Annotated in this window: 15 protein-coding genes; 10 read left to right on the top strand and 5 right to left on the bottom strand. The window is 48.4% G+C overall.

Annotated elements, in window-relative coordinates; all coding sequences use genetic code 11:
• Positions 1–90 precede the first annotated feature (90 nt).
• The gene (locus tag OIK42_RS14015) at positions 91–2781 is read right to left on the bottom strand and encodes a glycoside hydrolase family 2 TIM barrel-domain containing protein (RefSeq protein ID WP_273641650.1); all 2691 of its coding nucleotides are present in this window, start codon (positions 2779–2781) and stop codon (positions 91–93) included.
• A gap of 1092 nt (positions 2782–3873) precedes the next feature.
• Here OIK42_RS14015 and OIK42_RS14020 point away from each other — a divergent pair.
• From OIK42_RS14020 to OIK42_RS14030, 3 genes are all read left to right on the top strand, one after another.
• Positions 3874–6126 (top strand): TonB-dependent receptor, encoded by a 2253-nt coding sequence (locus tag OIK42_RS14020; RefSeq protein WP_273641651.1) that lies wholly within the window; start codon positions 3874–3876, stop codon positions 6124–6126.
• Between the two features lie 89 nt (positions 6127–6215).
• Positions 6216–7421 (top strand): mannonate dehydratase, encoded by a 1206-nt coding sequence (gene uxuA / locus OIK42_RS14025; protein WP_273641652.1) that lies wholly within the window; start codon positions 6216–6218, stop codon positions 7419–7421.
• Positions 7422–7584: 163 nt separating this feature from the next.
• Positions 7585–9159, top strand: a complete 1575-nt coding sequence (locus OIK42_RS14030; RefSeq protein WP_273641653.1) for a carboxylesterase/lipase family protein — start codon at positions 7585–7587, stop codon at positions 9157–9159.
• 301 nt (positions 9160–9460) lie between these two features.
• Here the strand turns inward: OIK42_RS14030 and OIK42_RS14035 are convergent, their stop codons facing one another.
• A complete protein-coding gene (locus tag OIK42_RS14035) occupies positions 9461–10165 on the bottom strand; it encodes a GntR family transcriptional regulator (protein ID WP_273641654.1) in 705 nt (234 codons plus the stop codon).
• A gap of 272 nt (positions 10166–10437) precedes the next feature.
• Here OIK42_RS14035 and OIK42_RS14040 point away from each other — a divergent pair, with 272 nt between their 5' ends.
• The 7 genes from OIK42_RS14040 (at position 10438) to OIK42_RS14070 (ending at position 19279) form a co-directional block, all read left to right on the top strand.
• On the top strand, positions 10438–11511 hold the full coding sequence (locus tag OIK42_RS14040) for a Rieske 2Fe-2S domain-containing protein (RefSeq protein ID WP_273641655.1): 1074 nt from the start codon (positions 10438–10440) through the stop codon (positions 11509–11511).
• Positions 11508–12461 (top strand): PDR/VanB family oxidoreductase, encoded by a 954-nt coding sequence (locus tag OIK42_RS14045; RefSeq protein WP_273641656.1) that lies wholly within the window; start codon positions 11508–11510, stop codon positions 12459–12461. Before OIK42_RS14040 ends, OIK42_RS14045 begins: the two co-directional genes overlap by 4 nt.
• Positions 12462–12946: 485 nt before the next feature.
• The gene (locus tag OIK42_RS14050; RefSeq protein ID WP_273641657.1) at positions 12947–13972 is read left to right on the top strand and encodes an AraC family transcriptional regulator; all 1026 of its coding nucleotides are present in this window, start codon (positions 12947–12949) and stop codon (positions 13970–13972) included.
• 184 nt (positions 13973–14156) lie between these two features.
• Complete coding sequence (locus OIK42_RS14055; RefSeq protein ID WP_273641658.1) at positions 14157–15479, top strand: MFS transporter; 1323 nt, start codon at positions 14157–14159, stop codon at positions 15477–15479.
• Between the two features lie 37 nt (positions 15480–15516).
• Positions 15517–16914 carry an aldehyde dehydrogenase gene (locus OIK42_RS14060; RefSeq protein ID WP_273641659.1) on the top strand — a complete coding sequence of 466 codons (1398 nt, stop codon included), beginning with the start codon at positions 15517–15519 and terminating at the stop codon, positions 16912–16914.
• A gap of 36 nt (positions 16915–16950) precedes the next feature.
• Positions 16951–17787: a p-hydroxycinnamoyl CoA hydratase/lyase gene (locus OIK42_RS14065; RefSeq protein ID WP_273641660.1), complete on the top strand. Its 837-nt coding sequence runs from the start codon at positions 16951–16953 to the stop codon at positions 17785–17787.
• A 10-nt stretch (positions 17788–17797) separates the two neighbouring features.
• On the top strand, positions 17798–19279 hold the full coding sequence (locus OIK42_RS14070) for an AMP-binding protein (RefSeq protein ID WP_273641661.1): 1482 nt from the start codon (positions 17798–17800) through the stop codon (positions 19277–19279).
• Positions 19280–19300: 21 nt separating this feature from the next.
• Here OIK42_RS14070 and OIK42_RS14075 read toward each other — a convergent pair whose 3' ends face one another.
• The 3 genes from OIK42_RS14075 to OIK42_RS14085 form a co-directional block, all read right to left on the bottom strand.
• Positions 19301–20053, bottom strand: a complete 753-nt coding sequence (locus OIK42_RS14075) for a sulfite exporter TauE/SafE family protein (RefSeq protein WP_273641662.1) — start codon at positions 20051–20053, stop codon at positions 19301–19303.
• Positions 20054–20122: 69 nt separating this feature from the next.
• Complete coding sequence (locus tag OIK42_RS14080) at positions 20123–21109, bottom strand: aldo/keto reductase (RefSeq protein WP_273641663.1); 987 nt, start codon at positions 21107–21109, stop codon at positions 20123–20125.
• Positions 21110–21128: 19 nt separating this feature from the next.
• Positions 21129–22070: a Gfo/Idh/MocA family oxidoreductase gene (locus OIK42_RS14085; protein ID WP_273641664.1), complete on the bottom strand. Its 942-nt coding sequence runs from the start codon at positions 22068–22070 to the stop codon at positions 21129–21131.
• Positions 22071–22169 lie beyond the last annotated feature (99 nt).

Genomic DNA, 22169 nt, shown 5'->3' on the forward strand with positions numbered 1-22169 from the left:
GTGTTTTTAGGTTAACGAACCCTTCAGGTATGATGGAAATCATGCCAGGGCGGGGGCTGGCCCCGCACCTATAAAGCATGATGACAACCTTTAGGGCAAGGGCGTAACCACCACGGCGGAAACAAAGGCCTCGCCTTGTTGCGGCACAAATGACAGTTGCAGTTGACCGTCGGTAACGTCTGCTTCAGCAGTACTGATATCAGCGCTGAATGCGTCTTCTTTGGTGGCGGTAAAGGATTTTTCCATCAATGGCTTACCGTTACTACTCACGGTAAATACCGTGTCTTCGATATCGACCGGCGCGACAAACATCAGTGATACCCGATAGCGGCCGTTTGCCAGCGGCAGCGTATAACTGAACTCACCGGCGCGATAGGTTGCGGCAAGATCGCGATCATCAGTTTGACTGATTTGCGCTTTAACCGGCGGACGGCCCCAGCCAGATGCTTTATCCAACGTTTTGGCGCTTCCTCCGGAGAAAAATGCGTCTGAGCCGTATTGATGCTGTGTTGTTTTAGCGGCCATGATGGCACCAGCATCAATGTAATACGCATTGACCTGGGACTCGGCCAGTTGCCAGGTCACGCTATCACTCGCGTCATCACCGTTGGCATCTTTCGCCACAATCGTGTTGCTGCCTTGTTGCAATGCTACGTCTTCAAACACGCATACCGACTGCGGGCAATCTTGCAGTACGCCAGCAGACTTACCATTCACAACCAGCTCCGTTGCCGCCAGATTAGAATAGACTTTTACCGGTGTTTGCTGATAGGCGCGATCGATGTAGCGGCGAGAGGTAATGTGTACGACGGGCTCTTCACGCCAGTTGGCCTGATAAAAATAGTAGCTGTCTTTTTTGATTTCCCGGTCGTAGCTAATCAGTCCTTTGGTATTAATATCAATAGAATCACCTTCACGACGGGTGGTGGTGGCAAAATCAAAGGCGTTCCAGATCCATGTAGCCCATAAGTAAGGTTTCGCCGCCATGATCTGCCAGTTTTCCTCATGCACATAAGACATATATTCTTCAGGCTGGTGTTTACCGGTTGAAGCGACCGGACCACCAAGGACGTTATCGGTATGCATAGATAAGGCACCACCTGCGCCATACTCACTCACTGAGATAGGCTGCTGCGGGTACATACTTTTTATGGTGTCAAGATGCTCATCAAGGTCGGTGGGTTTTCCATAATACCAGCCGTAATAGCGATTCAGCCCCACGGTATCGGCAATGTCTGTTGTGGCTGGAACCTTTGCGTTAGCCCATCTTTTATTGGCTTCACAGCAGTTTGCCAGCGTTGAATAGCGCTCTGGATCGAGTGCCTTGGTTTGTTCGTGAAGCATCGTTAGCACCGGGGTTGGATCCGGCTCTGAGTCGCTTGGGCTGCCCAAAAAGGCAGGGATGACCGCACCAAAGTCTACTTCGTTGGCAATGCCCCAAACTGCGACCGAGGGATGATTAAAATTTTGCTTTATCATTTCTTCAAGCTGCAGGCTGGCATTTTCAAGTAACGCCTGATTCACGTCCTCGTGCTGTTCGCCATAGCGCCACACTGTTACCAGTGGAATTTCATCCCACAGTATAAGCCCTGTTTCGTTGGCGATTTCATGCACGGGTTGTCCGTGTGGATAGTGGGCTAAACGTATGGTGTTGGCGCCCATTTCAACCAGCATGTTGATGTCTTCAGCAATATCTTCTTCACTGACTGCCCAGCCTCGTCCTTCACGGTCCTGGTGATATGCGACCCCCTGCAAACGCAGTGGTTTACCATTCAGCAGTACACCTTTATCGGCCGTGACAGTAATTTCACGCAGACCGTATTGCTGATCAAGCTGGTCCAAAACAGTGCCATTTGTATCTATCACCTGCACGCGTAATGTATACAGGTGAGGGTTCTCCATGCCTTGCCATAGCTCGGGATTAGTAACCGTTAGTTGCTGTACACGCTCACTGGTTTCACTACCAGATATCGACAACTGCTGCTCACTCTGCGCAACTGTACCACTATCGCCATCGATTAACTGCGCGTTGATTGTGACAGTCTGTTTACTTTCTGTTGAGTTACTCACCCGGCTGGTGACGGTAACTGTAGCCTGATTATCACCCAGCGTGGTGGTTGCATAAACGCCAGGACCACCATAGTCCTGCATATCAAGATGAACATCCGCTGTGGTAATCAGCCTGACCGGCCGGTAGATGCCGCCGTGTACAAAAAAGTCACCGGAGATGGGCAGGGTATCTGCCGTTGATGATTCCGCGGTGGGCTTACTGTTATCGACTTTAACTACCAGTACATTTGACTTATCGGGGCTGACATAGGGAGTGGCATCAAAACGGAAACGATTGAAGCCGCCACGGTGCTCACCAACATACTGACCGTTTAACCACACTTCAGCGGTGCGGCTAACCGCATCAAATTCCAGCCAGAATTGCTTACCAGCGGTTTCTTCTGCGACGCTGAACTCGGTGCGATAGATGCCCACGCCCATCGTCATATCGACATTCGCCTCAGTATGCAAATGAGGAAAGTCGTTTTGATAATAACCCACCCTGTTCCAGCTATGAGGCACACTCACAGTTTGCCATTTCTCAGCGCTGAACTGCGGCTGGTGAATGCTTTCCGGCAGAGAGTCTGTTTGCAAAAACAGCCAGTTATCTTTTAGTTGCTGGCTGTCACGGGACTGAGTAACTGAGCTTTGCTGTTGCGACGGAGTTGAACACCCCGAAATAAGTAGCAACAAAGTCGTTATGAATAAGGCATTGCGGACTGTTAAAAACATACACACTCTCTTTGCTAAAGTAACCTTTTTAAAACTAACAAGCGGCAAGTGCTTACTCCACTTACCGCGATTTAGCCAAGAACCGAAATGGCGACAGGAATAGTCTGCTGAGCTTCAGCGCCTGGTTTCGCTTTTAGTTCGATGATTTCCAGCTCTTGTGCAGTTTGTAATGGTGCTTATTAAGGCAGTTAGTTACTGGATATCTGGTAAGGCCAATATAATGACGAAAGCATAATAAGCAACAACAGTTTAACATTAACGGGCTGCATAATTTAACATTTTAATCACAAATCAATATCTTATGTAAACTATTGTTTTTAACAATGCCTTTTATCAATAAAAGCGATATATGTTCATTAATGCCATTTAATAATACAGGGTAGACCTGTAACGCCGCATTTTCCAAACCGTGGTTATAAGATTCAAGCAGAGACAATGTGAGGTTTGTCAGGCGTTTTGGTGCATCGCATATCTTGCTGGAGTACTAGTAGCATCACTGCATCTGATTTATCAAAGGGAATCGATAAGACCCAGGAATTGCTTCGGCTTGGATAGTGATGCGATTACGACTACGAAAGGAGAACGCATAGTTTGAATACAGGAGGATTGTTCATTAACCCTGCTCAAGAAAAGTAGAGGCGCCGTTATTAAAATCACCGGTTACCTCTGCATGGCTGGTGCGATCGATTTTACGCTGCTATTGACCGTTCCGGACGCTGCTCAATCGAGAAACAAGCTTGTCGGCCTGGTGAAATAAACTCAGGATCATGACCAATCTATACTGCCTTACCAATTACTGTGATTGAAATGTTAACCTATTGTAGTGGGGTATTTTGGGGCGTGTTCTTATTAGTGTATGTAAAATAACAGCTTTTTTCAGTAATCACTTTTAGAGATACCTACTATCACTATAATCAATTTCTTTTATTTACCTTTTTGTTACATATTTTTCACCTAATTGGTCAGGCCGAAGATTGAGGTCCTGGGGCTGTCCTATAATTACTAATTACCAGATAACAGCATGTATCTAATTACTAATTGAGGGTGAACATGAGTCATAAATTAAAACTAAAATTTCTGCCTGGAACACTTATGGCAGCAAGCGCGCTTTTTAACGCATCGGCAATTGCACAAGCAGTTGAAGACGCAATTCAACCAGACGAAAGCGCAGTTCAACTAGAAGTCATTGAGGTGACGGCACAAAAACGTGTTCAGTCGAAAATGGATGTTCCCTTAGCGGTTTCTGTATTAGGTGCCAGTGACCTCGAAAGACTGGATGTAAATAATTTCAATGATGTTACTCGTGTTTCACCGTCGCTGACAATGTCGCAAGGTGATACGCCGGCAGGCAGCGTAATCCGAATGCGTGGTATCGGTACCGCCGCTTTTAGTATTGGCGCCGAGCCTAGCGTGTCGGTAGTGGTTGATGAAGTTCCCCTTATCCGTACTGCCCAGGCTTTCGGTAATTTAGTGGATATTCAGCGGATTGAGGTATTACGTGGTCCTCAGGGTACGTTGTTCGGTAAGAACGCATCTGCCGGTGTGGTCAGTATCACCACTAAAAATCCTGCGTATGAATTTGAAGGTGATGTCCAGGTAGGCATTACTGACGACGATGAGAAAAAAGCACAAATATCACTCTCTGATGCAATTAATGATGATGCGGGTTATCGAATTAATGCTTACGTCAAAGATCGTGATGGTTTTATCGAGAATATCGCCGACGGTTCTGATTTAAATGGTGAAGAAGGATACGGTTTTAGAGGAAAGCTGGTTTGGAATATGACACCGGACTTACAAGCCACCTTTATTGGGGATACTTCTCATAATGAGAGTAGTACCGGTATAACATGGTCAGAAGGTGATGAAGCCGTAACGGGTGAAGGCATCACCGCAAGCGAAGATAACCGAAAAGTTAAGTATGATTCCCCTGTCGGCTTTACTGCGGATCAGGATATGTTTGTGCTTAAGCTTGATTACATGATGCCAAATCACACCCTGACCTCTGTCACGAGTTATCAAAAATATGACTTGCTTGGTGTGGTTGACGTCGACCAATCTGATACGCCCATTGAAGACAACCCTTTCCTTAATCCGCTTGGCCTGACAGGACCACGAGTCGAGTCGATTTCAGGTGAGTCCAGCGATGCTGTGTCACAGGAAATTCGTCTTTCAGCAGACAATGTTGATGGTTTCGAGTATATGGTTGGCCTGTTTTACATGGATGCCAGTACCGACCGTTCTTACGATCGAGGCGCACTCAGATTCTTGTTAGCAGACTGGGATGCTACGGCGTCAACAGAGAGTTTTGCTTTATTTGGTCAGGCAACGTATGAGTTTACCAATAAAACGGCAATCGATATCGGCTTGCGCGCTAACCGAGAGAAAATTTCAGCCAGCTTTACTAATCGGTATGCCAATGGTTGGCAAAATATAATGCCGGAAACTTATTCTGGAGACGATAGTGAAAACGCGGTAACGGGTAAGGTCGCATTGCGTCACAACCTGTCAGATGAGCAAATGGTTTTCGGTTCAGTAAGCACTGGCTACAAAGGGCAAGCCTATGATATTTCAACGGGTTTCAATCAGACTAAAGCCGATAACCCGGTCAATAGTGAAACCTCAGTATCTTACGAATTGGGTATAAAAGGTTTTGCCCTCGATAGAAAGCTAAGTTATGAAGTGATCGGGTTTTTCTCCGACTTTGATGACTATCAGGCCCAGGCCGGTTTGCTTGATGAAAATGACGCGCCAGTGTTTAGGTTAACGAACGTGGGTCAACTCCGTACCAAGGGTATCGAGACCGACCTGTCTTACCAGGCCACCAGAGACTTGCGGTTTAACGCATCAATCGCTTATATCGATGCCACCATTGTGAGTTTTAAAAATGCCGATTGCTATGATTTTCAAACCGCAGAGCAGGGATGTAACATCGGCCAAGGCCCAGGCGGCATTGATGTTCAGGATTTGTCAGGTGAAGATCTAAACAATTCACCGGACTTAAAATATAACCTCGGTGTGGCGTATGAAACGGATGTGAGTAGTCAGAACTTTAGCTTTTTCGCGCAAGCCAACTATCAATGGCAAGACGACATCAACTACGATTTACTTGGAAACCCTGTCAATTTCCAGGAAGCCTACGGCATAGCAAACATGAGTTTAGGCATTATTGGTGCGGAAGATAAGTACAAGCTCACGTTTTATGTCAACAACCTTTTCGATCAGAATTATTCAATGGGCTATTCCGATTATTCCGCTCGATTTGAAGGTGCCACAGCAGTGGGTAAACAATGGAACCGTAATGCCATGCGTTATATGGGCATTAATTTCTCTTACTCTTTCTAATTACTGTTAAAAATCTGCAACGACATCGAATGATGCTCGTTGCGGATTATGTATTTAGCCAAAGTGTACAGAAATTTGAGGAGAACAAAATGAGAGAATCCTGGCGCTGGTTTGGTCCTAATGATCCGGTTAGCTTAAATGACATTCGTCAGACGGGGGCGACTGATATTGTCAGTGCCTTGCACAATATTCCGGCTGGAGAGGTGTGGACTGAAGAAGCGATAGTTGCCCATAAAAATATGATTGAATCCTGTTCGGCAGATGAAAGCCCCTTAGCATGGACAGTGGTGGAAAGCATTCCGGTACATGAATCAATTAAACTCAACTTACCCGGTTGCGATAAATACATTGACGCCTGGATTACATCAATGGAAAACCTGGCGAAACACGGTATCAAAGTTATTTGCTACAACTTTATGCCGGTCATTGACTGGACCCGCACCGATCTGAAGTACAAGCTACCATCAGGGGCCTATACTCTGCGATTCGATCAGCACAAATTTGCCGCTTTCGATTTATTTATTCTGCAGCGCGATAACGCAGAAGCCGATTACTCGGAGCATGAATTACTTGCTGCAAAACAGACTTATGAATCGATGAGTGAACAAGAGAAAGAGACTCTTACCGCCAACATCATCGCTGGTCTGCCCGGTAAAATGACCGACAGTTACAATCTTGACACCTTTAAAGCAATGCTTGCTCAATATCAGGATATTGATGAACAGAGCTTGAGAAACAACTTGTTCCGCTTTTTATCCAGGGTGGTGCCCAAAGCTGAAGCAGTGGGCATGAAACTGGCGATTCATCCTGACGATCCGCCGCGCTCTATGTTCGGTTTGCCGCGTATTATTTGTACCGCTGATGACCTGGATATTCTGTTTGCTGAGATCCCCAGTGAGGCGAATGGTATTACCTTATGTGTTGGTACCTACAGCAGTCGGCCAGACAATAATTTAGTTGAAATGGCCGGAAAGTTCGCCCCACGTATTCATTTCTCGCATTTACGTGGCGTAGCGCGCGATCCAGGTGAGCAGCGCTCATTTCAAGAGGCCAGTCATTTAGACGGCGATGTGGACATGATAGGAGTGGTTGAACAATTGCTGCGTGAAGAAAAGCGCCGGGAGCAGCTCAATACAGGGCAATTAAAAGACATTTTTATTCGCCCGGATCATGGCCATCAGATGCTTGATGACATTAATCGTCAGTCCAATCCGGGCTATTCAGCCATCGGGCGCTTAAAAGGCTTAGCCGAAATTCGTGGGGTGATCAGAACGGTGTCACGATTTATCGACTAGCCAGAAAAACAATGCCCATATTTTAAATACATTGTCCGTGAGCTAATTAGGCCTGGCGTTACCGCCGGGCCAAACCGTTAATTTACCGTTTACAATTGAGGGATATAATATGATTTTCAAACGCCATTTACGTTGCAGGACGCGCGTACTTGTATTTTTTCTGATGGCATTTTCAGTGACGGCTAAACAGCAAGACCTGAATCCAACGAAAGTGGTTACTACCAGTAACGGTGAAATTCAGGGCTCGATGGTTACGCCAGATATCCAGGCATTTTTGGGTATTCCCTATGCTGCGCCACCGGTCAGGGACTTGCGCTGGCGCGATCCACAGCCGGTGTCCAGTTGGCAGGGGGTGTATCATGCTGATCAATTCGGGCCCCAGTGTATGCAGCCTCAGCGCGGTATTATGACCAATCAATACTCTGGTTCTGAAGTCACCAGCGAAGATTGCTTATACTTAAATGTTTGGGCCAAAACCGGCATCGAGAAAGCCCCGGTCATTGTCTTTATTCATGGTGGTGGTTTCTTTATTGGGGCAGGAAGCATGCCTCTGTATGGTGGTGAACAGGTAGCACAACATGGTGCGGTCTTCGTTAACCTCAACTACCGTGTGGGTCCGCTGGGCTTTCTTGCCCATCCTGAGTTAACCAACGAATCATCACACAGTACCTCAGGCAACTATGGCTTTCTTGATCAGGTTGCCGCGCTACGTTGGGTACATGACAATATCGACAAGTTTGGCGGGGATCCTGCCAATGTCACGATAGTTGGTCAGTCTGCCGGCTCGATGTCAGTATTGGCTTTGCAAGCCAGCCCTTTAACAAAAGGCCTGTTTCATCGCGCTGTTGGAATGAGTGGTGCGCTTCTCGCAGCTACCGGGCCGTTTAGTTTGCGCTCGTTGGATGTGGCTGAAAATGACGGGATCAGGCTGCAAGAAATATGGAATGCAAACAACCTGGCAGAATTGCGTGCCCTGCCTGCTGACCGACTGGTAGTGCCAAGAAAACCGAGCTCGCCACCGGTAGGCCCTATTGTTGATGGCTATGTCCTGCCCACCGAAATCAGCAAAATTTTTAGCCGTAAGGCGCAAAACGACGTACCACTGTTGGTGGGTTTTACCCGCGATGAAGCCTTTGGTGGTCTTGGTCCGGTCGACAGTTTAGCTGACTATCAAAAGCGTGCTGCCGCAACGTTTGGTGAGCGTGCATCAGAGTTTTTAGCGCTGTATCCGGCATCGGATGATCGCCAGGCCATCAGTCAGGCGCGAGCCGCCGACCGTGACAATACGATCGCCTTAGGGATGGATTCCTGGGCACGTATGCAGTCCAGTTATGGTGATGCTCCTGTCTACAGTTATATGTTTTCACGGCCACATGTTTACCCGGATGATGTGATAATTACTAACCTCGATCCAGCCAGCGCTGGTGCCTATCACACTTCAGAAGTGCCCTTTTGGCTTGGCACTCTGGAAAGTTTTAACCGCTTTCGGACCTTGCGCGACTGGCGTGAAGCTGACCGGGACTTTAGTCATAAGATGATAGATTCATTGGTGGCGTTTGCCCGTACAGGCTCGCCTACCATTGAGGCATTCAATTGGCCGCAGTATGATCCGTCACAGCCTGTTTTACTTGAACTGGGTGACATCGCAAAGCCTAAACCCTGGCCAGCCGCGAAAAAGTTCGAATTTTTCAGAGCGGCACAACGCCCGCCCAAAGACGTTGAGCAGGTACGTGACTAGGCAGATGCCAGGGCAAGCAACAGTCAATATCCGAGGGAACTGGCCAGGGTAAATACCTGGTCAGTTTTATTTGTGCATGCCGCACTGCAAAGAATATGACGGGTAATGACACGTGTTTGCTAATAAACACGGGGAACACCGCCATAGCAAAGCATCAAAGATGTCATAAAGTCAGGGTGAATTTAAGCCTGGAGCGGTCTGGGGCGCTGTGGGGCATAGCTTTCCTACTACCCTGATACTCACCGGTGACGGTTAACGACTGGCGGCTTACATTGCCGCCCGGTAACAGTGTATAAGTACTCTACTGCGCAATGTTGATCAGCTTGCGGGTGTCGCTGTTATCGTTTAGTTCAACCTGGCTAAGTGTGGCATGAGCATGCTCTTTCATCACCGCTTCAGCTCTGGCTCCCTGGTGGTTTAATAGCGCTTCGAATACCGCATGGTGTTGCATATTGGCATAGCTGAAACGCCTGAACTCACGCTCAAGTTGTTCGGGATTAAAAATCAACGCGTTTACCGATGCAAAGGGTAAGTGCTCATTTAACTGCATCGCTGATTGGATTGCCGGATTGCCGCTGGCCTGAATAATCAACGCATGAAACTCTTTGTTGAGTATGTTGTATTGTTCAAGGTCATCTTCGGTGATGTAACCCTTATCGAAAATGGCATCGCCCTGCGCTAAACATTGTTCAAGTTGCGCCTGAGTCTCTGCCGTTAAGCCTTTTTCTGCGGCTTGCCGTGCAGCCAACCCTTCCAGCACGCCACGAACTTCTACTGCCCCTGATATCTCTTCATTGGTGACTTTCCTTACCTGATAACCACGACGGGGCAACTTAATTAACAAACCTTCCTGAGCCAGGGCTCTGAATGCAATACGAACCGGTGTTCGCGACACGCCCAAGAGCTCGGCGGTGGGAATTTCAGCCAGTCGCTGGCCTGCTGCAAATTCTCCCGAAACAATCTTATCGCGCAATATACTGATGACTGCTTGCCCTTCGCGTGGCATACCGACTCCTGAAAACGATTGAATAGCATTATCGGCGTCACTGCGCCTGTCTTAAATTGGATCCAATAATCCACATTATGCGTGTTAAGGAAACATATTGAAATAGCTTAAGTAACGCCTTTTCCACTGCGGGCAATAGCGTAAAGCTGACCAGGCATTTACAAAAAGACTGTTACCTATCGATAAAAATGGATCCAAAATACTCATTTTCAGTTGTTAAATGTTAAAAATGATCTTAAAGTGGATCCAATAGTTAATGAAAGGTTAAATTTATGGATGCCCAAACTTATCCGCTCAATACCTGGTACGTGGCGGCGACGCCTGACGAAATTGCCGACAAACCGTTTGCTCGCCAAATTTGTGGCGTTAAGCTGGTTTTCTTCCGCAATCAACAGCAACGTGTTGTTGCCGTTGAAGACTTTTGTCCTCACCGCGGCGCACCGTTGTCGTTAGGATTTGTTGAAAACGGCCAATTGGTGTGTGGTTACCATGGCTTGCGCATGGGCGAAGATGGCAAAACCCAATCCATGCCCAACCAGCGGGTAGCACATTTTCCCTGCATTAAACACTTTGCGGTGGTTGAGCGTCATGGGTTTGTGTGGATATGGCCGGGCGATCAAAGCTTAGCCGATGACAGTCTTATCCCTGAATTACATTGGGCCAATAGCCCTGACTGGGGTTACGGCGGCGGGTTGTACCATATTAAGTGTGACTATCGGTTGATGATCGATAACTTAATGGATTTAACCCATGAAACCTATGTACACGCCAGCAGCATTGGCCAAAAAGAAATCGACGAATCACCCGTTGCCACCAAAATGGAAGGCCAAACCGTAGTCACCAGCCGTTATATGGATAATGTCATGGCGCCGCCTTTTTGGCAGGCAGCGTTGCGCGCCAATGACTTAGCCGACGATGTGGCCGTAGACCGTTGGCAAATATGCCGTTTCTCACTACCCAGCCACATTATGATTGAAGTGGGCGTTGCTCACGCCGGAAAAGGTGGCTACGACGCCCCTGATTCGCACAAAGCCAGCAGTATTGTGGTGGACTTTATTACCCCGGAAACAGAGCATTCTATCTGGTATTTCTGGGGTATGGCCCGCGATTTTAAGCCTCAGGATCAGACCTTAACCGACACTATTCAAAAAGGGCAGGGGGCAATTTTTGCCGAAGATCTCGAGGTGTTAGAACGCCAGCAACAGAATTTGTTAGCGTACCCTGAGCGCAGCCTTTTGAAGCTGGATATTGATGCCGGCGGTGTGCAGGCGCGCAGAATGATTGAGCGCGTTATTAAGCAGGAGCAGGCGGCATCAGCACAGGCCAAAGTCGGAGAAAACCAATGATCGAAGTGACGGTTACCGACAAACAACCATTAACGGCATCGATATGCCGTTTGCAACTGGCCGCTGCCGATGGCAGCGCCTTGCCTGCCTGGCAGGCGGGGGCGCACATCGACGTGCATTTACCCAACGGCATTATTCGCCAATACTCATTATGTGGTGCGCTAAATAGTAATAGTTGTTATGAAATCGCCATTCTAAATGAGCCTGATGGCCGGGGCGGATCAAAATACATTCATAACGATCTTCAGCAAGGCGACAGGTTAACCATTAGCGCGCCAAAAAATTTGTTTCCGCTAGTGCCGGGCACCAATAACACCTTGCTGATTGCAGCCGGGATTGGAATTACCCCGATTTTAGCGATGGCCGAGCAACTGCATGCCGATGAGCAGCCTTTTGAGTTACATTTTTGTGCCCGGGATCAGCAACATGCCGCCTACTACGAGCGCATTGCACAATCCGGCTATGCCAGCCACTGTCAGTTTCATTTTAGTTTAGGTAATAGCCAAAACCGGCTCAACCCCCATCAGTTACTGGCTGACTACAACAAAGACACGCAGCTGTATATCTGTGGTCCGAATCCATTTATCCAGGACGTTATCAGTGCCGCTGAGCAACATGGCTGGCCAACTGCAAACATTCATCGGGAATTTTTTGCTGCAGAAGCTATCGACCATAGCCAGGACCAAAGCTTTGAGGTGGTCATTAACAGCACCGGGCAGGTGTTAGAGGTTGGGAAAGACGTGTCCATTCTCAATGTGCTGGAAGACAACGGCATGTTTATACCTGTGGCCTGCGAAGAAGGTGTGTGTGGTACCTGTATCACCGGCTTGCTTGAGGGCGAAGCCGACCATAAAGACGTGTTTTTAAGCGCGGATGAAAAGCAAAAAATGGATCAAATTACCCCTTGCTGTTCCCGTGCTAAAAGCAAGCGGCTGGTGTTGGATTTGTAATTCACCGGGTCGTTGTGTGCAGTAAATCGGCGTTTTGGCTAAATCATTAACGTAAGTAATAGAAAAGCTGGCTTGTTTCCCAGGCCCCCTTTTTGTTGTAACAAGCACTATTGGCAGCTAACGCTGGTGGCCGGTTCTACGTCGCCGTTACTCAAATTAGCCTAATAGCGGGCAACCGTTGGATAAGTGCACGTTGGGCGAGACCGATGCGCAGAATGGACGCGATTACGTCACGAAACTTTTATTGCGTTTAAAACAGGTATCGAGACTAAATTTAACCACTTGAAAAGATGCTTTTTTATGCACGCCGGGATCAATTTTTGCCGCAAGCGGTTACGGCTGGTGGATGGGAGTTCGAGGGTTCACAATACGGCGTGGCTTGATAAATGGTGACACGGAAAATTTTTTTGCAAAGTGGCAAAATCTGCTGCAGTAGGGCTGTCAATGCATTAAGTTAATAGGTTGTTAACTTTGAGGTTGGTTTCATGCCAGGTAAATATGAAGTCGGTACAGCGGCAAATCACTATATCAGTCAGCTTTATCATGAGGCACTGAAAAACAAGCTCGATGTTGCGAGTATGCTAAAGGCCATTGATCTTACCGAAGACGTTTTTGACAAACCCGAGGTGCGGGTAAAAACCGAAAAGCTGGCCACCTTCCAAAACCTCATTTGGCAGGCAATGCAGGACGAAAGCATGGGGCTGGCGGCGTTTCCGTTGCCAGCAGGCTCATATTTTATGATGGGTCGATTAACCGTTAACCAACCCACCCTGTACAAGGCACTGAATTTGGCGGTGCGATTTTATACCATGGTCACCAAAGCGTTTAAAATCAATTTAACGGTAGAGGGTGATAGCGCTTTTCTTGGCTTTAAATTGTATGCCCCGGAGCAGGATCCTCAGCACATGTTTGCCGAACTACTGTTGCTGGCAATGCATCGGTACGCCTCATGGTTAATTGCAGACAATTTACCCTTAATGGTGTGTCACTTTGATTACCCCTCACCATCGCATATCACCGAGTATTCCTATTTGTTTCCGGGCCCCCATACCTTCGACAGTGATAAATTAGGCTTTGCCTTTCCCGCCAAATACTTACAGCGAGCCGTGCAACAAAATGATGCGTCGCTGAAATTGTTTATGAAACGTTGTCCACAAGAAATTTTTCAGCGCTATGAAGCCGACTATAGTTTGGCCACAGAACTTCAACGGTTGCTATGGAAAAACCTCAAAGGTGGGGTTCCGTCGATTGATGCGGCCGCGGCCATGATGAATATGACCAAACGCACCATGATGAGAAAGTTAAAATCGGAAGGGACTTCTTATCAACAACTCAAAGATCAGGTGCGGCTCGATAAAGCCGTTACCCTACTGACAAAATATAACCTGCCTATTAACCAGATATCGGAAAGTGTCGGATTTTCAGAACCCGCAGTGTTTACTCGCGCTTTTTTTAACTGGACAGGCGAGAGCCCGAGTCATTACCGGGAGAAAAATGCAGTGGATAGCTGATGTTGAGCGTTCTTTGCAAAAAATCTACGCTTGTCACTATATGTCAATTAATTAGTCACTTTATGCAATTCAAGCATCAATAACACTTGGTTAACATTCCTCACATATTTGCTACAACCAGATTGTAATGAACGATATTTCGGCTGGTTTAGTGTACTGATAGTCTCGTGAGGTAACGCCAACAATGACCAACAATCCGAAACTGCAGATAGATCAGTCTGAAATGAAGGGCTTTCAGTTGTTCGTGATCCTGATGTGTATTCTGCTGAACGCGCTCGATGGCTTTGATGTGTTGGCAATCAGCTTTGCGTCCCCCGGGATTGCCAGTGAATGGAACGTAAATCGCGGTGCATTAGGCATTGTTCTGTCAATGGAATTGGTGGGTATGGCGATTGGGTCAATCACGTTGGGCAACCTTGCCGATCGCTTTGGCAGACGTCCAACCATACTGACTTGCCTGGTACTGATGACCATTGGTATGAGCGCCAGCGCCACTGCCGATTCCTTAGAGTATCTATTGGTTTTCCGCTTTCTGACCGGGCTGGGTGTGGGTGGCATGCTGGCATCCACCAATGCCCTGGTGGCTGAGTTTGCCAATGCAAAATATCGTAACCTGGCGGTGATATTAATGGCTACCGGCTATCCCATCGGCGCCATTGTCGGTGGCTCGATTTCGACCGAATTACTGGAGCTGTATAACTGGAAGGCTATCTTTGTTTTTGGTGGCGCCGTAACGGGCGGGTTTTTAGTGCTTTGCTGGTTTTTGCTACCCGAGTCAATTGACTTTCTGGCTAGCCAACAGCCCAAAAATGCGCTGCACAGAATCAATACAATATTAAAGAAAATCGGTCATCAAGCCATAGCCAGCTTGCCGGAAAAAACCCGGCAGCAAAAAGCATCGGGTTTTAAAACGCTGATTGCTGACAATCTCAGACTCATCACTATCTTGCTGCTCGTCGCGTATTTTGCCCAAATTATGACCTTTTATTACATCCTCAAATGGATCCCAAAGATCGTCGTAGACATCGGCTTTGAGCCGTCCAGTGCTGGTACGGTTCTGGTTTGGGCGAATGTCGGCGGCGCTGTGGGCTCGTTAATTTTTGGCGTGATAGCCAGTCGCTTCAGGCTGCGACCCTTACTCATCGCTATTATGCTATGTGCCTTTGCAATGGTGATGGTGTTTGGACTGGGGCCACAATCGTTGTTGCAGCTATCCATAGTGTCAGCGGTGACGGGGTTTTTCACCAATTCTGCGGTGGTTGGACTGTATGCATTAATGGCGCAATCCTTCCCCGCTGAAGTGCGCGCCAGCGGCACGGGTGTTGTTATCGGTATTGGTCGCGGTGGCGCAGCATTAGGACCGATTGTCGCGGGCTATTTGTTTCAGGCAGGGCATGGTTTATTTGATGTTTCCGTGGTGATGGGGCTGGGTGCAGTAGTCGCCGCTGTCGCTATTTATCTCCTTGGGCCGGTGCTAAGAAAACACCAACCCTATTCTCAGGTTTAAGTCCATAAACAATTACAAATATGAGTGCGAGGTTAACATGAATTTCGAGCGTAAAAATCCGCTAACCGGGGAGGTTGCCAGTCAATCTATTGCTATGCAGGCTGAAGATATGGCGGCAATTGCCGAACGAGCGCAAGGCGGTTTTGAACAATGGTCAGCGGTGGGTCCTAATGCACGACGAGCGGTGTTAAATAAGGCTGCATCGGCTTTGGAGGCACGTCAGCAGGAGTTTGTTGATGCCATGATGGCAGAAGTCGGTGCAACCGCGGGCTGGGCGATGTTTAATCTGGGTTTAGCGGCTTCAATGCTGCGTGAGGCCGCATCGCTAACCACGCAGATTGGCGGTGAAACTATTCCGTCCGACAAGCCGGGTTGTCTGGCTATGGCCATTCGTCAACCGGTTGGGGTCATTCTGGGTATTGCCCCCTGGAATGCGCCAATAATTTTAGGGGTAAGGGCCGTCTCTACCGCCCTGGCGTGTGGTAACGCAGTCATACTCAAGGCCTCTGAGCTGTGTCCAAGAACGCATAGTCTTATTATTGAAGCACTGGAAGAAGCGGGCTTTCCTGCCGGTACGGTGAATATCGTCACCAATGCGCCTGATGCGGCCGGCGAGGTCGTTGGTGCGTTGATTGATCATCCTCTAGTGAAGCGTATTAATTTTACCGGTTCAACCGAAGTGGGTCGGATTATTGCACAACGTGCGGGGGCTAATCTTAAGCCCGTGCTGCTTGAGTTAGGGGGTAAGGCTCCCATGCTGGTGCTGGATGATGCCGATTTGGATGAAGCGGTAAAGGCTGCTGCGTTCGGCGCATTTATGAATCAGGGGCAAATCTGCATGTCTACAGAACGCCTGATCGTGGATGAATCTGTAGCCGATGCTTTCGCTGCTAAATTTGCTGACAAAGTGCAAGGGATGGCCACCGGCGATCCTCGCCAGGGCAATACACCACTGGGCGCTGTGGTTGATCAAAAAACCGTAAGCAAGGTTAACGCGCTGATTGACGATGCCCTGGCCAAAGGCGCGAAAGTCATCGCCGGGCAGAAAAGTGATTCGGTATTAATGGCCGCTACGGTGATTGACCATGTCACTGCCGACATGAACATCTATCGTGATGAAAGCTTTGGTCCTGTCGTCGCTATTATCAGGGCGAAAGATGAAGCCGATGCCATTCGTATTGCCAATGACAGTGAGTATGGGCTTAGTGCGGCTGTGTTTACCCAAGACAGTGCCCGCGGGTTGCGGGTCGCGCGACACATTCATTCCGGTATCTGTCATGTGAATGGTTCAACGGTACACGACGAAGCGCAAATGCCTTTTGGTGGCGTCGGGGCCTCCGGGTATGGCCGTTTTGGCGGTAAGGCTGGTATCGATCAATTCACCGAATTACGCTGGATCACAATAGAGACCGAGAAAGGTCACTTCCCCATATAAGTTAATGAATAAATTTAATATTAAGAGGTAAGGCTAATGAGTACTGAACGCGAAGAAGATACGGTAGCGGTCAAGGTAGAAAACAACATTGCCTGGGTTAGCTTTAATCGCCCGGAAAAACGCAACTGCATGAGTCCTAAATTAAATCGGCAAATGATGCGGGTACTGGATGATCTTGAATTTCGGGATGATGTAAGCGTACTGGTACTGACCGGAGAAGGCACAGCCTGGTCAGCTGGCATGGATTTAAAAGAATATTTCCGGGAAACCGAAGCCCAGGGCTTAGGGGGAACACGTCAGGCCCAGCGTGAATCTTATGGCTGGTGGCGACGCTTGCGCTGGTATCAAAAAGCCACGATTGCCATGGTTAATGGCTGGTGTTTTGGCGGTGGATACGGGCCACTCTTTGCCTGTGACCTGGCATTTGCGGCTGAAGACGCGCAGTTTGGTTTAAGTGAAATTAACTGGGGGATATTGCCTGGTGGTGGCGCGGCCAAAGTGGTGGCTGACTTAATGCCGTTACGTAAGGCCATGTACCACGCCATGATGGGGGAAAACATCGATGGTAGGACTGCCGTTGAGTGGGGACTCATTAACGAAGCTGTCCCGGCAGAGCAGTTAAAAGCCAGAGTCACAGAGGTTGCAAACGTATTACTACAAAAGAATTTGGTTGCATTGAAAGCCACCAAAGATGCGGTACGTAGGGTGAAGGAAATGACCTACGATAACGCCGAAGACTATTTAGTACGGGCCCAGGAAGCGGCGAATAGCTTTGACGCCCATGGTCGTAAGGAAGGCATCAAGCAATTTATTGATGATAAAACCTATAAGCCTGGTTTAGGCGCTTACGATAAGTCTAAACAAGGAAAATAGTTGTTTGATCATGAACTTTTTGACACTGCAGGCTAAGTTGAGGCCGACTAAAGAAGCGGTTATCGATCTGACCTCCGATCGCTCATGGACTTATCCGGAATGGGAAAGCTTCGTCAATAAAAGCAGCTACTGGTTAACCCGGCAGGGGCTGGCATGTGGTGACAGGCTTGCGTGCCTGGCAAAAAATTGTGCCGAGTTGGTGGCGCTGCATTTTGCCTGTGAACAAATCGGGGTGCTCTTTGTGCCGTTAAACTGGCGTTTATCCGCAGAAGAGTTGCACGCCCTGATTGATGACTGCACGCCCAGGCTGATTGTTGGCGATACGATGGCCAACAAATTAGGCCTGGCTTATTTTGACATCAATACGCTCAGTGACGCGGTTTCGCTACCTGAAGGTCAATTTCAACCGCAAGACCACCGGGCTATGCCGTCACTGATTTTATATACGTCCGGCACCACCGGTCAGCCTAAAGGTATCATGCACTCGCAGGATACTATTATGGAAACCACCTTAAATATGACCTTACTGGGACAGGTGGATGAACACAGTACTTTCTTATGTGAAACGCCCATGTTCCACGTTATTGGGCTGATATCCTGTGTGCGTCCGGCGTTATATCAGGGCGGCAGGATAGTGATTTCTGATGGTTTTCAGCCACCCAGAACGCTCGCGCGGTTGATGGATGAGCAGTTATGTATTAGTCATTATTTTTGTGTACCACAAATGGCCAATGCGCTGCGTCAGGAGCCGGATTTTAACCCTGCGTCACTGCAAAACCTGAAGGCACTGCTAACCGGGGGGGCGCCTCATCCGGCGGTCCAGATCCGCCAATGGCTCAATGACGGTATTCCCATCGTTGATGGCTATGGTATGAGTGAGGCGGGTACGGTATTCGGTATGCCTTTTGATATTGCCACTATTGATACTAAGGCGGGGAGTGTTGGGGTGCCCACCCATCGTATTGAAGTGCGACTCGCTGATGCAAAGGGTCAACCCGTTGCCAATGGCGAGACCGGCGAAGTCCAGCTCAAAGGCAAGAATTTATTTACCGGGATATGGCAACAACCGCAATTGTATGCGCAATGCTTTACCGCGGATGGCTGGTTTAAAACGGGCGATGTAGCGGTTAAGGACGATGATGATTTTTATCGTATTGTCGACAGAATCAAAGATATGTTTATTTCCGGTGGCGAAAATGTGTACCCCACGGAGATTGAAGGGGTAGCAGTAAAGCTGGATGCTATTTTAGAGTGTGCGCTGGTCGGAGTCCCTGACGACCGCTGGGGCGAAGTAGGCTGTTTATTTGTGGTAGCGAAATCGAACCAGGCGCCAATCAAGCCGCAGGATATCCTTGATGCGCTGGAATCGTCATTAGCAAAATACAAATTACCGAAATACATTAAGATGGTCGACTCATTACCCCGCAACGGCGGCGGCAAGGTGATGAAACATCAACTGAAAGCGCTTTTTAGCCTGCGCAGAGATGCCTAAATGGTCGTGGTTAGCGGGCTATTAAACTGACCACAGGGCCTGAAATATTAACTGCGCAGCCAGCAGGCTCAGCATAATTTTAAAGATCCGTTTAAATTTCTCTGCTGGCAATTTATGTAGCAGTTTTAAGCCTAACCACGTGCCGAGGGTACCGCTGACAATCATTGCCATAATCAGTGGCAGCCATTGCCAGAACGCAAAACCAAGTGCGCCATAGAGCAGCGCTTTTAGGCAATGTTGTAGCGTCATGCAGCTGGAGAACGTGGCGATAAAACGCATTTTTTCGTAGTTATAGGTGTGCATTACACTGCCAACCAAGGGGCCACTGGCGCCAACGAACATTGATATAAAAGACGTCAATGCGCCAAATACGATGCGGCCCAGCGCAGACCTTTCACCCATACCAGGGGTAACGCCCCACAGCAAATACAGCACAAAGACGCCAACCAGCACTTTCATTAACTCCAGCGGCATATCTGCCACAATAAAGGACGCGAGTAACGCGCCCACTGAGCCGCCTAGCGTAAAATAAACCAACATGGATTTATCGATGTATCGGCAGGTCATGAGTGCCCGGTTGGCGTTAGAGCCCAGCTGCACCAGGCCGTGAACGGGGATAACAATGGACATCGGCAGAATCGAGGCCATCACGACCAATAATAATAGCCCGCCGCCCGCACCAAAGGCCGCGGTAATGAACGACGTTAACCCAGCCAGTACAATGAGTATACTGCCGTTAACCGCCGAGATTAGGTCGTGAGTTAGCCATTCCAATCTAGCGGATCCTGCTGTGCACAGGTGCCAGTATTACATCTGGCACCTGGTATATCTCGCTACAGGTCATTAATAATCTTCGGTATCAATTTCTGCCTGGGTGGCTGGTGGATAACGATCGCCGCTGATATTTTGGGGGGCAAAAGCGCTATTTAATTCCTGCAGTTGTGCTGCGCTCAGGCGGATTAGCGACGCCGCCATATTTTCCTGTAAATGTGCAACGTTGGTGGTACCAGGGATGGGTAACACATGCTTTCCCTGATGTAATAACCACGCCAGGCTTACTTGCCCTGCGGTGCAATGTAGTTGGCTGGCCATCTCATTCAACACCGCTAATAACCGTTGGTTTTGTTGTACATTATCATGTTGAAAACGTGGCATGCCCTTACGAATATCGCCGTCGACCAGGGTGCTCGCATCGGCGACTTTACCGGTTAAAAAGCCTCGTCCTAAGGGCGAGAAGGCCACAAAGGCGCAGCCCAGCTCTTTACAGGTATCCAGCACTGAAATTTCAGCATTACGCGTCCATAATGAATATTCTGTTTGCAGTGCTGCAATCGGATGTTCCTGATGGGCTTTGCGTAAGGTCGATGCCGACACCTCAGATAAGCCAATTGCTTTGATTTTACCTTCGTCGACCATGCGGGAAAGCTCACCAACACTCTCTTCTATCGGCACGCTTTTATCCCACCGATGCAGGTAATAAAGGTCCAGAACGTCGGTTTGCAGGCTGGTTAATGACTGCTCTATAGTGGCGCGCAGGGTTTGCGGGCGACCATCAATAACCCGTTTGCCATCGACACCTCGCATGCCACATTTGCTGGCGAGAAAAATCTGTTGTCGGTAAGGTTTGAGTACCTTACCGAGCAGCTTTTCATTGGCGCCAAAGCCATAGAGTGCAGCGGTATCAAAATGATCTACACCCACTTCCAGCGCTTGCAGTAGCAAGCGGCTGGCGTCTTTTTCTGAGGGAGGATGACCGTAGGCATGGCTAAGATTCATGCAACCCAGGCCCACTGCATTGACGGCCCGTGAATTAATCAGGCGTTGCAACATCGGTATACTCCTTTTACTGTTATTGCGTTAATTGCTGTTCCAGGTCGTGTAATACCTTATAGCAGCCTAAAACCTGGCTCACACTGGAATTCGGTTCACGCCCTTCTTTAATCGCCGCAAAAAACTCACGATCCTGCAGCTCTATGCCGTTCATTGAGACATCAACATCGGATACATCAATAGGGTTTTCTTTGCCATCCACCAGGTCGTCATAGCGGGCAATGTAAGTGCCATTATCACAGATATAGCGGAAAAACGTGCCCAGCGGACCGTCGTTATTAAAGGATAACGACAAGGTACAAATTGCGCCATTTTCAGCCTGGAGTTGAATCGACATATCCAGCGCAATACCTAATTCAGGATGAACGGGACCTTGAATAGCATTGGCTTTGACTACTTTACTGCCCGCCTGGTAGGCAAACAAATCTACAGTATGGGCAGCATGGTGCCACAATAAATGGTCAGTCCATGAACGCGGCTCACCTTTGGCATTAATGTTTTTACGGCGGAAGAAATACGTTTGTACATCCATTTGCTGGATGTTCAATTCGCCGCCACGCAGACGCTTATTTACCCACTGATGTGACGGATTAAAACGTCGTGTGTGCCCAACCATGCAGATCAGGCCGGTTTCCTGTTGGGTTTTCATCACCGCTTCGGCGTCTGCCCAACTATCCGCTAACGGGATTTCAACCTGTACATGTTTGCCGGCGCGCATGCACTGAATCGACTGCGCCGCATGCTGTTGGGTAGGGGTGCATAAAATAACCGCGTCGGCGTCTATTTTTAATGCTTCTTCCAAATCGGTAAAGACCTGTGGAATATTGTACTCATCGGCTACTTTTTGGGTTTTTTCAGCTGAGCGCCCAACCAGTGCCACAACGTCCACATCATCAATATTCTTAATGCCATCTAAATGTTTAATTCCAAAGGCGCCCGGGCCTACGACGATTACTTTCATGTTCATTTCCTCTATATTTTCGATACCCAAAATCATTGGTGCTACAGCCAGGCGGCAAAGGAACTCAGCCCCATGAGCTTAGCTGTACTAAGTGCCAAG

Origin of the sequence: Alteromonas gilva, assembly GCF_028595265.1 — a bacterium.
GTDB classification, from domain to species: Bacteria; Pseudomonadota; Gammaproteobacteria; order Enterobacterales; family Alteromonadaceae; genus Alteromonas; species Alteromonas gilva.